At 68.8% G+C, this 15989-nt stretch carries 11 protein-coding genes; 7 read left to right on the top strand and 4 right to left on the bottom strand.

What is annotated here, in order from left to right:
- Window positions 1–58 precede the first annotated feature (58 nt).
- Genes ABGB08_RS28300 through ABGB08_RS28290 form a run of 3 tightly spaced genes read left to right on the top strand, consistent with a single transcriptional unit; the run spans window position 59 to window position 3673 of the window.
- A complete protein-coding gene (locus ABGB08_RS28300) occupies window positions 59–1135 on the top strand; it encodes a sugar ABC transporter substrate-binding protein (RefSeq protein WP_347595756.1) in 1077 nt (358 codons plus the stop codon).
- A gap of 5 nt (window positions 1136–1140) precedes the next feature.
- Window positions 1141–2667, top strand: a complete 1527-nt coding sequence (locus tag ABGB08_RS28295) for a sugar ABC transporter ATP-binding protein (protein ID WP_347595753.1) — start codon at window positions 1141–1143, stop codon at window positions 2665–2667.
- Window positions 2654–3673, top strand: coding sequence for an ABC transporter permease (locus ABGB08_RS28290; RefSeq protein WP_347595750.1), 1020 nt, complete (start codon window positions 2654–2656; stop codon window positions 3671–3673). Before ABGB08_RS28295 ends, ABGB08_RS28290 begins: the two co-directional genes overlap by 14 nt.
- A gap of 382 nt (window positions 3674–4055) precedes the next feature.
- On the opposite strand, the gene ABGB08_RS28285 is transcribed toward ABGB08_RS28290, so the two are convergent.
- The 4 genes from ABGB08_RS28285 to ABGB08_RS28270 all read right to left on the bottom strand — a co-directional run bounded on the left by ABGB08_RS28285 (window position 4056) and on the right by ABGB08_RS28270 (window position 7722).
- A complete protein-coding gene (locus tag ABGB08_RS28285) occupies window positions 4056–5120 on the bottom strand; it encodes a GNAT family N-acetyltransferase (protein WP_347595747.1) in 1065 nt (354 codons plus the stop codon).
- A gap of 202 nt (window positions 5121–5322) precedes the next feature.
- A complete protein-coding gene (locus ABGB08_RS28280; RefSeq protein WP_155356763.1) occupies window positions 5323–5811 on the bottom strand; it encodes a nucleoside 2-deoxyribosyltransferase domain-containing protein in 489 nt (162 codons plus the stop codon).
- Between the two features lie 172 nt (window positions 5812–5983).
- Window positions 5984–6391 (bottom strand): HIT domain-containing protein, encoded by a 408-nt coding sequence (locus tag ABGB08_RS28275; RefSeq protein ID WP_347595745.1) that lies wholly within the window; start codon window positions 6389–6391, stop codon window positions 5984–5986.
- Window positions 6392–6579: 188 nt separating this feature from the next.
- Window positions 6580–7722, bottom strand: a complete 1143-nt coding sequence (locus ABGB08_RS28270) for a hypothetical protein (RefSeq protein ID WP_347595742.1) — start codon at window positions 7720–7722, stop codon at window positions 6580–6582.
- 163 nt (window positions 7723–7885) lie between these two features.
- Here ABGB08_RS28270 and ABGB08_RS28265 point away from each other — a divergent pair, with 163 nt between their 5' ends.
- The 4 genes from ABGB08_RS28265 (at window position 7886) to ABGB08_RS28250 (ending at window position 15966) form a co-directional block, all read left to right on the top strand.
- Complete coding sequence (locus ABGB08_RS28265; protein WP_347595739.1) at window positions 7886–10318, top strand: glycoside hydrolase family 3 C-terminal domain-containing protein; 2433 nt, start codon at window positions 7886–7888, stop codon at window positions 10316–10318.
- A gap of 209 nt (window positions 10319–10527) precedes the next feature.
- Window positions 10528–13467 (top strand): alpha/beta fold hydrolase, encoded by a 2940-nt coding sequence (locus ABGB08_RS28260; protein WP_347595736.1) that lies wholly within the window; start codon window positions 10528–10530, stop codon window positions 13465–13467.
- A complete protein-coding gene (locus tag ABGB08_RS28255; RefSeq protein ID WP_347595733.1) occupies window positions 13464–14312 on the top strand; it encodes an ABC transporter permease subunit in 849 nt (282 codons plus the stop codon). Before ABGB08_RS28260 ends, ABGB08_RS28255 begins: the two co-directional genes overlap by 4 nt.
- 325 nt (window positions 14313–14637) lie before the next feature.
- The gene (locus ABGB08_RS28250; protein ID WP_170322624.1) at window positions 14638–15966 is read left to right on the top strand and encodes a cytochrome P450; all 1329 of its coding nucleotides are present in this window, start codon (window positions 14638–14640) and stop codon (window positions 15964–15966) included.
- Window positions 15967–15989 lie beyond the last annotated feature (23 nt).

The following is a 15989-nucleotide window of genomic DNA, read 5'->3' as shown; positions in this document are numbered from 1 at the left end:
GCCGCGCCCTCGGCTCCCTCTGCCAAGTACCCATCATCGTCCTCGCTTGGAGTAGGACATGCACATCATCCCCACATCTCCCACATCCCGTACATCTCATATCGCCGCCGCGTTGCTCCTCGCCGGAGCACTGACGGGATGCGGCCTCACCTCGTCCGCCTCCACCGACAAGGGCACCGTCGCCCAGGCGGGTGACGCCGTCGGCCCGGTCGGCTACAGCGCGCTGTTCCTGCAGGATCCCGCCCAGTCCGCCATGGTGCGGATCTTTCAGGACGAGGCGGAACAGCGCGGGCTGAAGGCGCTCTCTCCCGCCTCGGCCAACGGCGACGCGGCCAAACAGGACTCCGACCTGCGCAACCTGGTCAACGCGGGCGCCAAAAGCCTGTTCGTGATCCCTGCCGACACCAAGGCCATCGTGCCGTCCATCAAATACGCGATGGACCGGGGGGTCCGCGTGGTGACCCTCATGCAGGGCCCGTCCGGAGGGAAGACGACCATCAGCCTGCAGGTCGACAACAAGCAGATCGGTGAGCAGGCGTGCCGCCTCCTTGCCGAGAAGGTCGGCGAGCGTGGCACGGTCCTTCAGCTCGAGGGCGACATGCGCTCGACGACCGCGCAGGAGCGCGAAGCGGGCTTCGACGCCTGCATGAAACGGGACCACCCCGGCATCACCGTGATCACGAAGCCCGGAGGCCAGTGGGACCCGGTGAAGGCCGCGCAGTCGGCGGCCGGGGCGATGAGCACCGATCCGGAGATCCGCGGAATATTCATGCACACCGACGGCTACGTCCCAAGCATCCACCAGGTGCTCCAGCGCGCCGGGGCGGCGAGGAGCCGGGCCGACGCCGATCACGTATGGACGGTGAGCGTGGACGGCACACCCGCGGCGCTCGACGCGATCCGCGCTGATCGGCTCGACGCCAGCATCAGCCAGCCCATCACCGCCTTCGTCTCCCGAGGCCTTGAACACCTCCAGGCACTGGCCGACGGCAAGGAGATCCTGTCCGGTCCGACGGACCACGAGAGCACGGTCGCGCTCACCGGCGACGGGTATCCGGCCGACACCTATCTGCCTCTGCTCGTGGACAGTCGCAACGTCGACGACCCCACGCTGTGGGCCAACCGGAAAAGCTGACCGCGATGACAGCCGAAACGCTACGGCAGACGCCCGACGGCGCGCGGGGCCACCAGGTCGCCGAGCTGAGATCCATCACCAAGCGGTTCGGCGCGACGCTCGCCCTCGACGAAATCGACCTCACCGTCCATGTGGGGCGGACTCACGGGCTCATAGGGAGAAACGGTGCGGGAAAGTCCACGGTGGTGGGAGTGCTCACCGGCCTGCACCGTCCGGACAGCGGTGTACTGACCTTCGGCGGCCAACCCGCGCCGTTCGGCGCGCCCCGGCGGTGGCGCCGGCACGTAGCCTGCGTCTACCAGCACCCGATGCTGATCCCGAACCTGTCGGTTGCCGAGAACCTGCTGCTCGACAGGCTTCCCCGGCATCGACTGGGAATCGACTGGCGGCGCACCCGGCTCCAGGCCGCGCAGATCCTCGAGGAATGGGACCTGCGCGTCGCGCCGACCGCGCGCGCCGGGGACCTCGACGTCGAGCAGGCCCAGCTGCTGGAGATCGCCAAGGCGCTGTCCCATGGCAGCGACCTGATCGTGCTCGACGAACCCACGGCCAGGCTCGACTCCGGCGCCGCGGCCCGGCTGTTCGCGACCGTCCGGCGGTTGCAACGCGCCGGTGCCACGTTCTTGTTGATCTCGCATTACCTGCACGAGGTCTTCGACGTGTGCGACGAGGTGACCGTGCTCCGCGACGGCCGCCGCGTCGGCACACACCCCACCGCCGAGGTCACCGCGTCCGACCTCGTCGAGCAGATGGTCGGCGATGTCCCGCCACCACCGGCGACGGCGTCCGCGATGGTTTCCGGGCAACCGCGCCTGACGGTCTCGGGGTTCTCCGGGGCACGGTTCCACGATCTCAACCTGACCGCGGCCGCCGGGGAGATCGTGGGGCTCGCCGGGCTGGTCGGCTCGGGCCGCTCGCAGGTCGGCGAGGCCCTGGGTGGGCTGGGTGAGGCCTCGGGGCGAGTGATCCTCGACGGCGGACAAGTGCCCCTCGGGCGGGTCGACGCGGCGCTCGCCACCGGGATCGCGCTGATCCCGCGCGACCGGCACCAGACGGGCATGGTCGCGGGGATGCGGGTGGACGACAACCTCACCCTCGCCGACGAGCGCATGTCCACAGGCAGGCTCGGCGTGGTCAGCGCACGTCGCCGACGGCACCTCGCCGACTCGCTCATCGCGAAACTCGACGTCCGGCCCGCGCGCCGCGACGTGCCCGTCGGCGCACTCAGCGGCGGCAACCAGCAGAAGGTCGTCTTCGGGCGCGCACTGGCGACGCGTCCTCGGGTGCTGATCGCGGTCGAGCCGACCGCCGGTGTCGACATCGCCAGTAAAACCACTCTGCTCAACGTGCTCAACCAGGCCGCGGCGGAGGGCACCACCGTGATCGTCTGCTCCGACGACCTTGACGACCTGCGCATCTGCCACCGCGTGCTGGTCATGCGCGCCGGGCGTCTCGTGACAGAACTGAACGCGGGCTGGAGCGACCGGCAACTCGTCGGCGCGATCGAAGGGACCAACGATGTCGAAGACTGAGACGATGCCCGCGCCCGAGGGGGTGCGGCGCCGCCCAGGAGAGGGCCGCAGAAGGGCGCTCACCGTTCAACTCGGCATGATTCCGGCAGTGGTGATCGCACTCGTCATCGGCTCCCTCGTCAATGACGCCTTCCTCACCCTCGGCAACCTGGCCAACGTGCTGCAGCAGAGCTCGGAGCTGGCGATCCTGGTGGTCGCGGAGACCCTCATCCTGCTGACCGGGAGATTCGACCTCTCCCTGGAATCGGTCGTCGGCTTCGCCCCAATGCTCGCCGCCTGGCTGGTCCTGCCCGCCGCGGTAGGCGGGGTGGGCGCGCTGCCCGCGACGGTCGGCCTGGTCGTCCTGTTCGCGGTGGGGGCGCTGACCGGGCTGTTCAACGGCCTCATGGTCACCCGGCTGCGGCTGAACGCCTTCATCGTGACCCTCGCCATGCTCATCCTGCTGCGCGGCGCGACCCTGGGTGTCGCGAACGGCCGCACCCTGGCCGACCTGCCCGCTCCGTTCACCTATCTCGGCAGCACGGCCTTCCTCGGCCTGCCCTTCACGGTATGGATCGCCGCCGCGTTGTTCGCGGGCGTTCACTGGTTCCTCCGCCACCACCGGCACGGGCGGGCGCTATACGCCGTCGGCGGTAACTCGACCGCCGCGCGGGCCGCGGGGATCCGCGTTCCATCGGTGATACTCGCCGTCTATGTCGTCGCTGGTCTGCTGGCCGCCCTCGCGGGCCTGCTCCTGGCCGGACGGCTGGCCGCGGTGACGGCGGGTCAGGGCCAGAACATGATCTTTTCGGTGTTCGCGGCGGCGGTCATCGGCGGCATCAGCCTCAACGGAGGCAGGGGGTCGATTCTCGGCGCGCTCACCGGCGTGCTGCTGCTGGGGGTCATCTCGAACATCCTGACACTGTCCCAGATCTCGACCTTCTGGATCGATGCCGCCAACGGCGCGATCATCCTCGGCGCGCTGCTCATCCAGCGGGCGACCGGGGAGACGAGCGAAGAACCCTGACACCCGCGGGCTTCGCAGGCGCACGACTCGAATGCGAGGCATTCATGACAGAGGTACTCAAAAGCCCGGTGACCGGGGAACGGCTCGCCAGGACTCCGAGGAGGTGACCGAGCACATTGCGTCGATCATCGCCGATGTACGCGACCACGGCGACGCGGCGGTTCGCAGGTGGTCACAGCGGTTCGACGGCTGGTCGCCCGAATCGTTCCTGCTCATCCCGGAACGCGCGGCCATGGAAGGCTGGTTCTGGCACAAAGATCGATCTTTGTGCCAGAACCAGAACTGGGTGGCTGCCAGTGGGGCGATCTCAAGGCCGTCTACGGGGAGAGCCAGAGCCAACCGGCCGTTGACATCTCGGCTGGACGACCCGGGCCGTTGCGGCTCATCGTGCTGGAGGTCGGCGCTGCCAAGAGCAGGTCACGTCTGGTTCGCCTGGCTCGTCGTCGAACCCGGACACGGTGAAGCCGTGCCGTTCATAGAAGCGACACGCGTCCGTGTTGCGCTGGAAGGTGTGCAGGCGCAGCCCCTCGGGCCTGGCGCGCTTGGCATGGGCGATCAGATCAGTGCCGATGCCACGACGTTGGAGGCTGGGCGTCACGAAGAGATGGCCGAGTTGGTCGATGCTGAGCGTGGCGAAGGCCACGATCCGGCCGCGCAGCTCGGCGACCCAAAGTTCGTGGCTGTAGCCGCACGACAGGAAACCGTTGATCCATCCTGGGCTCCCGGCGTCGGGTTCGGTGTCCCGCAGGTACGGCTTGTCGGCTGTGGCGGATAGGAAGACCTCGCGGACTGCGGCGGCGTCGTCGATCGACCCCCGCCGGATCAGCGGTAGGGCGTCGTGCAGGACGAGGTCGGCCATCTTCGCCAGCCGTAGGAAGTACCGGAAGGTCTCCATATCCCCGAGATCGCCGAAAAGGCGCCGGTGCAGGCTGGCGACGCATCGGCGGAGGGCCACCCGATTGTCACCGGTCACCTGGCCGCCCGAACGGAGATAGCTCCGGACGCAGGCTGCCGTGTTGGTGTCCACTATGAGTGCGTCGTCGTTGGGCATCTCGGGAGATGGGAGGGCGGTGTGTTCGGCCCACAAGGTCTGGATGGTCTGATACATCGCCTCGTGGGCGTCCGGCCCGTACCAGCGGGGCCCGAATCGGTACCGTTGCTCGTCGTAGCGCACGCCGTACCCGCGCTGCTTCTCCGCCCGGCGTCGTGCGGCGAACGCGGCTAACTCACGCAGTCGGGCGGCGCGGCTGGTCTCCAGGATGTCGAGTGCCCGCAGGAGCGCGGCCTCATCGCGGCGGACAGGTCCGGCTGCGCCGGTGATGTACTGCCAAGTGGCGGTGAACCCGAGGGGCATGTGCCGTCCGACGGCGCAGCGCAGGGCCGTGTGCCGGTGGTTGTAGGGCAGGTCACGATTGCGGACGCGCCGGGCGTAGGTAGCGAAGCTCATGGCGCGGCCCGCCCGTCTCCATCGGGTACGGCGAGCGCGGCCGAGTGCTCGACCAGGTCATCCATGCTCAACGGCGGACGTTCCATGCCTGCAAATCCGCCCCAGGCAGCCGGGCATTACAGACGATCACTCGTTCAGGTAGCTGACGAGGTCGCCGGGCTGGCAGTTCAGGGCCTGCAGAGGGCTACCTAGAGGCAAGCCTTCAGGCGGTTGGGCGTCGTGCCTCCACGATCGCGAGTGCCGCCACGACGGTGTCGGCGAGGGTCTGGCGAACCGGCACCGCGTAGTGCTCCGCCAGCCGGATCAGGTACCGGTTACGTTCCGGATTCGGGCAGTCCGGCGGGCAGCCGAGGACCACCTTGCCGGTACGCACGTCATGACCGAACTCGACGTTCGTGGTGAAACCGGGAAGTGTGGCCAAGTCCCGGGGGATCCAGAAGAGAATCGCCGTTGCCGCTTCCCGGGCGGCGTTCTCCCAGGCGAACTGGTCGTCGTAGTGCTCCGCACGAATGCCGTCGCGTGATTCCGGGGTGAGGACGGTCAGCGGGCGGGTGCGCAGTTCGCCAAGGAGCGAGATCGCCGCAGAGTGCCAGGAGGGAACGGGAATGCTCGCTCGCGGCATCGGCCCGGCCAGGAAGATCGACGGATCGGCGGGGATTGGCTCGCGGGCCCAGACAACGGTGAGTGTCATCGGAGGCTCCAAGGGAGGTGGTCCGGAGACGCGGGAGATGCAGCGCCACCATAGGTCACGATCGCAGGCTCCATTGGGAGGTCGTCCGGAGACGCGACACCACCGTGGGTCATGGCAGGAGGGATCCAAGGAAGAAGGTCCGGAGACGCGGGAAATGCGGCGCCACCGTGGGTCATGGTCGTGAGGTCCACGGGAGGAAGAGGCCGTCGCCTGGTACGCGGGGGACGACGTGGAGGTGGAGATGGAACACCGACTGGGTGGCGGCCTTGCCGCGGGAGGTGATGATGTTGACGGCCGGGTGTTCGGCGGCCAGTTCGGCGGCCCTGGCCATGGTGCGGGCTGAGACTTCGGGGCTCTCGGCGACGTCGGTGACGTGGGTGTGCGGGATGACGAGGACGTGTCCGGGTGTGACCGGGTCGATGGGCGTGATCGCGATCGTTTCCGGCCAGGCGCGGACGATGGTGGCGGACGCGCGTTCAGCGATGATGTCGCAGAAGACGCAGGCTGTGTCGATCTTGACCCCCTCAGTCGCCAAACGCTCCGCCTGGAGTTGGCGGCCCTGCTGAAGATTCAACGCCATCACGAGATGCCCGCCAAAGCCTCAACTCCAGGGTGCATCCGGAATTGAGGCGAAAACCGTTCAGTGGCGCTCGGCCACGACGCCCGCAGGCGAGGAGCCAAGTGGCGCACGCCGTTCAATGAACTTCGGGCCACGGCATCCTCGGCCCGGAAGCAGCAGCGGGTGAGGAGCCAGATGGCTCAAGCCCTTCAGTGGAGTTCGGCCACGGCATCCTCGGCGCGGAGATGGTAGCGGCGGGTGACGAGTTCGGTGAGGAGCCAGGTGGCGAGCAGGAGGCCGGCGGCCAGGGGCCAGGAGCCGGGGGCGTACGGGGGGGCTTCCAGGAGGAGGTCCTGGAGGTAGAGGCCGCCATAGACGCCCGCAGTGATGAGGGCGGTGCCGAGGAGAGGGCGGATGTACGTGGGAAGGGGGACGAGGAAGGCCAGGTCGACGGCGATGGCCGCGAGGATGAGGAAGAACGGGATGGCGGAGCCGGGGAAGCCGCCGACGACCAGCAGGGGCCAGATCAGCATGCGGTACGCGATGTACCCCAAGGCGATCATGGTGGCGGTGCCGGTGCGGCCGACCATGATGCGGGCCATCACGAGGATGATCATGCCGACCACGCCCGCGTACACCGAGTAGACGGCGTCCGGGACGGGCAGGGAGAAGTTCTGGATGGCCACCAGGTCGACGGGGCGCTTGAGCGTCTCGGCGGCGAAGTCGAGCAGTGCGGGTTCGGCCTCGGGTTCGCCGCGGATCCAGGCGGCCAGGCCGAGCACGCCGTACTCCTGGTGCTGGCTGGGGAAGATCGCGTTTTCCAGGAAGAAGCCGAACAGGACGGTGAGAACCGTGGTGCGCAGGCGCCCGGCGGGCGCGCCGACGAACCAGCCCCGGATGACGCCCGCGATCATGAAGGCGGTGCCGATGAACAGGAGCGCGTGGGAAGGGCTCCAGGCGGTGATGTCCAGGCCGTAGATCCGGTGGTTGATCAGGTCGAGCGGCACGGCGATCAGGAAGATCCCGGTCCCCCACTGGATCAGCCGGGAGGCGGTGCGGTCGACGCCGTAGCCCGTGTACCAGTGCACGATCGTGAGCCCGACGGCGATGACGGTGCCGACCGTGTTGAGCAGGTGCGGCGGGGCAAGGTCATCGCGGATCCACCGGAAATGCCAGGAGACATCCCAGGACGAGCCGAGCACCTTGAAAACGAACGCCACCAGCCAGCCGAGGTAGAGGACACGGAACAACTCCGCGGGGGTTTCCCGCCCTGCCGTCCCTCGTGTCCAGTATGGGAGAGCCCACCCGATGATCCGGGCGGGGGCCTGCTTGAGCGACATTCCAGAGTTCACGCGCGAAATGATGCCGCTGTCTTTACCTGCGGCGCAATCATGCCTCCGGATTCGTGGCCGTATCGCGTACTAAGGAGGGACTTCGGGTCTGTACGGCCCATCTATCAACACGTGGCCACCGATGCGATGGTGAAGCCGAGGAGATCGCGATCGGAGGCTGACGATGGACGAAGCGACTCAGGCGCTCAGGAAACTCGATCTTGACACGAAAGCGGCGCTGCTCGCGGGGCAGGACATGTGGACGTTGCCCGCCATACCCGAGATCGGCCTGGATTCCCTGGTCATGTCGGACGGGCCGATCGGGGTCCGGGGAATGGAGTGGACGGCGGTGGACCCGTCGATCGCGCTCCCCAGCCCGACAGCGCTGGCGGCCACCTGGGATGTCGCCCTGGCCCGGCGCGTGGGCGGACTGCTGGCGCAGGAGGCCCGGCGAAAAGGGGTGCACGTGCTGCTCGCGCCGACCGTCAACCTGCACCGGTCACCGCTGGGCGGACGCCACTTCGAGTGCTCCTCCGAGGATCCCCTGCTCACCGGCGAGATCGCGGCCGGATACGTGATCGGCGTTCAGGAACGCGGCGTCGCGGTCACGGTCAAGCACTTCGTGGCCAACGACTTCGAAACCGAGCGGTTCACGGCGAATGTCCTCGTCGGCGAGCGGGCACTACGCGAGCTGTATCTCACGCCCTTCGAGATCGTGAACCTCAAAGCCGGTCCGTACGGGGTGATGGCGGCCTACAACCGGGTCAACGGCCCAACGATGACCGAACACGACGAGCTGCAGAACCGGGTACTGCGGGAGGAATGGGGTTTCGACGGGTTCATCGTGTCGGACTGGACGGCGGCCAGGGACACGGTGCGGGCCGCGAACGGCGGGCTTGACGTGGCCATGCCCGGTCCGCGAACGGTGTACGGGCCTGCGCTGGCCGATGCGGTGAAGGCGGGCGAGGTCAGCGAGGCCGTCCTGGACGAGCATGTCCTGCGGGTCCTCACGGTGGCCGCCAGGACGGGCGCGCTGCGAACCAGCGGGCCACGCCCCGAGTTCGCACACGTGGACGGCGAGGCTCTCGCCCGGGAAGTCGCCGCGCGCTCCGTCACGCTGCTGCGAAACGAACCGGCGGCAGCGCGATCCGGCGGGCCATGGCCCCAGGCCCAAGCCGCGCAGGGGATTCTTCCCCTCCCGACGGGAACCCGGATCGCACTGATCGGTGGCCTGGCGAAGGACGCCCGGGTGATGGGCGGCGGAAGCGCGCAGGTCTACCCAGAACATGTCGTCTCACCGCTGGAAGGCCTGCGCGCCGCCGGTCTCGACGTCACGTACGCCAGAGGCGCCGACCCCAGCCCCAACCTCAACCCAGCCCGCGACGGCTTCACCATCACCTCCACAGCCAGGGCCGCGGACGGCCGTGTCCTGGGGACGTTCCCGCAGGTCGACGGCATGCTGACGTGGATAGGCCAGACCCCCGTGCCGTACGACGAGCTGCACACGGTCGAGATCGGCGGCACCTTCACCCCCGACGTGGACGGCGTGCACGAGTTCGCGATCGACGGGCTCGGCGCCTTCCGGCTGGAGATCGACGGCTCGACCCTGCACGAGGGAGTGATCAAACCGCCCCCGGATCGGGCCGCCGACGCGATCTTCGTACCGACGCAGAAAGTCTTCACGGTCGAGCTGACCGCCGGTCGGCCGGTGGACGTGCTGCTCGTCCACACCGTCTACAAGGGCCAGGTCGGCGAGATGCCGCTGGCGTTCGTCGGGTTCGGCCTGGCCCACCGGGAGCCGCGGCCGGACGCGGACACGCTGCTGGCGCAGGCCGAGGCCGCCGCCCGGGAGGCCGATGTGGCCGTGGTCGTGGTGGGCACCTCGAAGGAGATCGAGAGCGAGGGCTTCGACCGGCGCTCGCTGCGCATCCCGGAGCGCCAGGATGAGCTCGTGGCGCGGGTGGCGGCGGTCAATCCGAACACGATCGTGGTCGTGAACGCGGGCTCCCCGGTGGAGATGCCGTGGCGGGAGGAGGTCGCGGCGACGTTGCTGACCTGGTTCCCCGGCCAGGAGGGCGGGCACGCGCTGGCCGACGTGCTGACCGGCGCGGCCGAACCGGGCGGGCGGCTGCCGACGACCTGGCCGGTGGCGATGGCCGACTGCCCGGTCCTCGACGTGACCCCGCGGGACGGGGAGATCCACTACGACGAGGGCGTGTTCATCGGCTACCGCGCCTGGGACCGGACGGGCACCGAACCCGCCTACCCCTTCGGCCACGGCCTCGGCTACACGACCTGGGACTACGAGTCGATCGGGTACGCGAACGACACGCTCACCGTGCGACTGCGCAACACGGGCACACGTCCTGGACGGGAAGTCGTTCAGGCGTACCTTTCTCCAGTCGAACCGGACGAGAATCGCCCGGCGCGATGGCTGGCCGGTTTCGCGGTCGCCGACGCCGAACCCGGAACGATCGTCGACGTGACAATCGAGATCCCTCGGAGAACCGCAGAAATCTGGACAGACAAGGGCTGGCAGCTAGTCGAAGGCGACTACGTTCTCACCGCCGCACACTCCTTGACCGAACCTCGCCTCAGCACCCCAATCACCTTCTAACTCAAACCGCCCAGCAGGTACGCCACCCGCTCGACAAACCTCATCCCACCACCCCAATCGACCTTCTAACGCAAACCGCCCAGCAGGTACGCCACCCGCCGGACAAACCTCATCTCACCCCCAATCACGTCCAACCCAACCGCCCGGCGGATACGGCTACCGCCGGGTGATCTCAGCCGACTCTCAGCGACTCTAAGTAAGCTCTCGATATGACGTTCCCTGGTGGGCGGCGGGCCATGACCGCCGTGATCGCGCTTGCGGTCCTTGCGGTGGCCGCGATCACATGGACGGTCTGGCCCTCTGAGCCACCGCCGCGCGGCCAGGACCTGACGATCGACGTGCTCGACGGCCCCGCCAACGACCAGCGCGTCACGATCGACGCCACGTTCTTCGCCCCCGCATCCGGCGGCAAGGCCCCCGCCATCCTGCTCGGCCACGGCTTCGGCGGCAGCAAGTCGAGCGTCCGCGACCAGGCCCAGCGTTTGGCCCAGCACGGCTACGCGGTCCTGACCTGGTCCGCCCGCGGCTTCGGCCGCTCCACCGGCGAGATCGCCCTCAACTCCCCCGACTACGAGGTCAAGGACGTCCAGCAACTGGTCGACTGGCTCGCCACCCGCCCCGAGGTACGGCTCGACGCCGCCGGCGACCCCCGCGTCGGCATGGCCGGCGGCTCGTACGGCGGCGCGATCGCCCTGATGACCGCCGCCTACGACACCAGAATCGACGCCATCGCCCCCCAGATCACCTGGCACGACCTGGCCGACGCCCTGTTCCCCAACGCCACCGGCCAAGGCCCGGCGACCGGCGTCTTCAAGAAGATGTGGGCCGGAATCTTCTTCAGCGCAGGCGGCAACCGCCTGGCAGGCCTCAGCGGCGGCGCATCGGGCGGCCTCGCGGGCCTGACCGGAGGTACGGGAACCGGCGGCTCTGGCGGAGCCGGCGGCCTTGGCGGAACGAGCACAGGCGGAACAGGCACGCCCGGAACAGGCCCAAGCGGAGCGAGCACAAGCGGAGCGAGCACGCCTGGAGCGGGCACAAGCGGAGCAGGAGCTGGCGAAACGGGCACAGGCGCGGGCAGCACGGGTGCGAGCCCAGCACCCACCAACGCGCCCGACATTTCCGGAACTCCGGAAACCTCCGGCTCTGAGCGTCCGACCGCGACGGGAATGACACCGCAACAAGTGCAGTGCGGACGGTTCATGCCGACGATCTGCGACATCTACCAGGAGATCGCCGAGAAGGGCCAGGCCACCCCGCAGGCCATCGACTTGCTTCGACGCTCAAGCCCCGTCTCCGTGCCCGGAAAAATCCGGATTCCCTCCCTGATCATTCAAGGCCAGCGAGACTCCCTCTTCCCGCTCTCGCACGCCGACGCCAACGCCCGCGCGATCGCGGCCACCGGCGCTCCCGTCGAAGTCGCCTGGATCAACGGCGGCCACGACGGCGGCGACGGCGAAGGCGACTGGGTCTTCGACCGCACCGCCGCCTGGTTCGACACCTGGCTCAAAAACTCGGCCGCTCCGGGCAACCCCGCCGCAGCGGCCTTCCAGAAGGCCACAGGTCTAGGAGCCGCGGGCCAAAACACGGCCGGACAAACCGGCGCAGATCCCACAAGCCAGAGCGCCGACCAAGCCGCTGACAAAAGCGCGGCCACAGCCGTGCCAGGTGGCGCGGCGTTCACCGTTTCCCGGGACGGCGGGCGTGACCCCGGCACCCGGCGTAACACGATCGTGCACGCGGAAGGCACCCGCTATTCCGGCCTTTCCGGCACCGCGCAGACCGCAGTCACGCTCACCGGACCCACTCAAGTGGTAGCCAACCCACCAGGCGGCTCCCCGGCGGCGATCTCCTCGATCCCCGGCTTCGGCAGCCTGCTCGGCAACTCCTCCACCGGTGTGAGCGCCGCACTCGACCTCCCCGGCCAATCCGCCACCTTCGAGTCCGCTCCCCTAAGGTCCCCGCTCCACCTCACCGGCTCCCCCACCGCCACGATCCGCGTGTACGGCACCGGCCAGGTCACCCTCTTCGCCAAGCTCTACGACGCCACCACAGGCCAGCTCGCCGTACTCCCCGGAAACCTGACCGCCCCGCTCCGCGTGAACGCGACCCCGTCAGGAACCACGGCCACGATCGCCCTCCCCGCGGTGGACCGCCGGTTCGACACCGGCCGCACGCTGCGCCTCGTCCTGGCCACCACGGACATGGCGTATGCGACGCCCGCCACGCCGGCCGTCTACCAGGTCGAACTGGCCTCGCCCGACCTGGTGATCCCCACCGACGGCGAGCTGTCGGCTCCGGCGACGGGACCGGCCTGGTGGACCTGGGCGATGCCCCTCTCCGCGCTCGTCGTCGCCGTCGTCCTGGTGCTCGTCGGCCGGGTACGCCGAGCCGACACCACCCAGGACCCCGAACTGGCCGACGTCCCCCTCCAGATCACCGGCCTGACCAAGCGCTACCGCAACGGCGAGAAGGCCGTGGACGATCTGTCGTTCCGGGTGGAACGCGGCCAGGTGCTCGGCCTGCTGGGCCCGAACGGCGCGGGCAAGACGACCACCATGCGCATGCTCATGGGACTCATCCACCCCGACGCGGGCGAGATCAAGATCTTCGGCAGCAAGGTCGTGCCAGGCGCACCCGTGCTGTCCCGGCTGGGCTCCTTCGTCGAAGGCCCCGGCTTCCTGCCGCACCTGTCCGGCCGGGACAACCTGGAGCTCTACTGGCGCGCCACCGGCCGCCCGGCCGCCGACGCGCACCTCGACGAGGCCCTGGAGATCGCCGGTCTCGGCAACGCGGTGGACCGCGCGGTCCGCACGTACTCGCAGGGCATGCGGCAGCGGCTCGCGATCGCGCAGGCCATGCTCGGCCTGCCGGACCTGCTGGTCCTGGACGAGCCCACGAACGGTCTCGACCCGCCCCAGATCGCCGAGATGCGCAAGGTCCTGCGGTCGTACGCGGCGAAGGACCGGACCGTGATCGTCTCCAGCCACCTGCTCGGCGAGGTCGAGCAGACCTGCAGCCACGTCGTCGTCATGCACCGGGGCAGGCTGATCTCGGACGGCCCGGTGGCGGAGCTGCTCAGCCGGGGTCACCTCAACGGCAGCACTCGCCTGGAGGACGTGTTCCTCGACCTGATCGGAGAGCAGGTATGAGCACCGGCGCGATCGGCTACGCCCCGGGGCACACGCTGCCGCTCCGGGTGGAGATCATCCGGCAGTTCAAGCGGCGCCGCACCCTGGTCATGTTCGGCCTGCTGATGGCGCTGCCCTGGATCCTGGTGATCGCCTTCCAGTTCGGGCCGGGCAACAACAACAACCAGAACAGCCTGCGCCTGTCCGACCTGGCGACGGCGGGCGGGCTGAACTTCGCCGCGTTCGCGCTGTCGGTGTCGGCGAGCTTCCTGCTGGTGGTCGCGGTGGCGCTGTTCTGCGGCGACACGGTGGCGAGCGAGGCCAACTGGTCGTCGCTGCGCTACCTGCTGGCCGCGCCGATCCCCCGCGACCGGCTGCTGCGGCAGAAGCTGATCGTCGCGCTCGGCTACTCGGCGGCGGCCGTCACCGTGGTCCCGCTGATGGCGCTGCTCGCCGGGACGATCGTGTTCGGCTGGAACGACATCACCGTGCCCGGCACCGGCGAGAGCATCCCGGCCGGCGACGTGCTGCCCAAGTTCGCCATCGTCATCGGGTACGCGATGGTCAGCAACCTGGTCGTGGCCGCCGTGGCGTTCCTGCTGTCGGTGAGCACCGACTCCCCGCTGGGCGCGGTGGGCGGCGCGGTCGGGCTGGTGATCGTGAGCTCCATCCTGCAGGCGGTGGAGGCGCTGGGCGGCCTCCGCGAGTTCCTGCCCACGTTCTGGAACACCGCCTGGCTGGACGCGCTCGCCCCGGTGCCCGACTACAGCGGCATGATCAAAGGCGTCGCGGTCGCCCTCACCTACGCGGTGATCCTAATCGCCTTCGCATTTCGGCGATTCCGCCGAAAGGACGTCGTCTCCTGATATTTCCGGTCATGCCGAATTAGACCGTGACAAATGAATACACAATCAAATTATCACGCCGTGTCAGTGATGAACAATGACAATAGAGACTGAATGGGCATGGCAACTCCCATGTGCTTTCAGATGCGTAGCATCTCCCCAACTTCGGCAGTCATGTCTCATTGACAGAGCAACCGTTTCATGTCGGAATGAATGGGACTTATTTCCTGTAGGGGCACCAGCGGGCATGCCAATCGCATGCGCTCGCTAATCGGGGGCGCGCTTTGGCATGGCCATTGGTCGTCCAGACGGACGACCCTGCCGAGCGAGACGAGGGATCGCGCCAATGCCTCAGCTAACGCCTGCCGCGCCCGGCGGCCTCCCGCTGCTCGGGCACATACCGTCCCTGGTGGGACGCCGCCTCAGCTTCCTTGAGGAGATGCGCGACCACGGCGGGGTCGTCCGCATCCGGCTCGGGCGCACGCCCGCGTTCGTGATCAGCGACGCCCGGATCGCCCGCGAGGTGCTCAGCGACGGCGGGACCACGTTCGCCCGGGGCCGGTTCTTCCGCAAGCTGCGCCCGCTGCTGGGCGACGGCCTCGGCACCTCCGACGGGCCGTTCCACATGCGCCAGCGGCGCATGGTGCAGCCCGCCTTCCACCACTCCCGCCCCGGGTACGACATCGAGACCATGCGCGGCGTGATCGAATCGCGGATCGGCTCCTGGCGGGCGGGGATGACGCTGGACATCGCCAGGGAGATGGACCGGCTCGGGGTGGCGCTGATCACCAAGACCCTGTTCTCCTCCGACACGGCCGCGGGCGAGGTCCGCGACGTGCAGGAGTCCATCGCCGACTTCATGGTGGGCGTCGGCATCCGCACGGTGGTCCCCAGCGACCTGCTGGAGCGCCTGCCGATCCCGGCCAACCGGCGGTTCAACGCGGCCAGGGACCGGCTGGAGCACGCCATCACCAAGGTGATCGCCGACTACCACGCCGACGAGCGCGACCACCACGACATCCTGTCCATGCTGATCGAGGCCCGGGACCCCGAGGGCCTGCCGATGTCGGACCAGGAGCTGCGCGACGAGGTGCTCTCGCTGGTGGTCGCCGGTGGGGACACCACCGGCCACGTGCTCGGCTGGATCTTCCACGAGCTGGGGCAGCATCCGGAGGCCGAGCGGCGGCTGCACGACGAGCTGGACCAGGTCCTGGCCGGCCGCACGGTGACCGCCGACGACCTGCCCAAGCTCGGCTACGTCGAGCAGATCGTCAACGAGACGCTACGGCTGCGCAACCCCGGCTGGCTGGTCATGCGCCGCACCACCCGGGCGCTGGAGCTCGGCGGCGTGCCCATCCCCGCGGGCACCGAGCTGCTGGTGAGCGTGTCCGCCCTGCTCAGGGACCCGGCCGTGTACGCGGATCCGATGCGCTTCGACCCCGATCGCTGGGCGCCCGACCGCGCCAAGAGCCTGCCCCGCGACCTGTTCCTGCCGTTCGGGGCGGGCACCAGGAAGTGCGCGGGCGAGCCGCTGGCCCGGATCTCGATGGCGCTGGTGCTCGCGACCCTGCCGACCAGGTTCCGGCTGCGCCCGGTGCCGGGTCATCGCGTCCGGGAGATGGCTCTGGGGACGATGTCCGCCGACAAGATCCCCATGACGCTGGAATCCCGATAACCACCCAGAAATAAACCGATAAA

It is taken from the genome of Acrocarpospora sp. B8E8 (genome assembly GCF_039871605.1).
Taxonomy (GTDB): Bacteria; Actinomycetota; Actinomycetes; order Streptosporangiales; family Streptosporangiaceae; genus Acrocarpospora; species Acrocarpospora macrocephala.
Note: the sequence above shows the minus strand (reverse complement) of the source record. Positions and strands in the feature narration are given on the sequence as shown.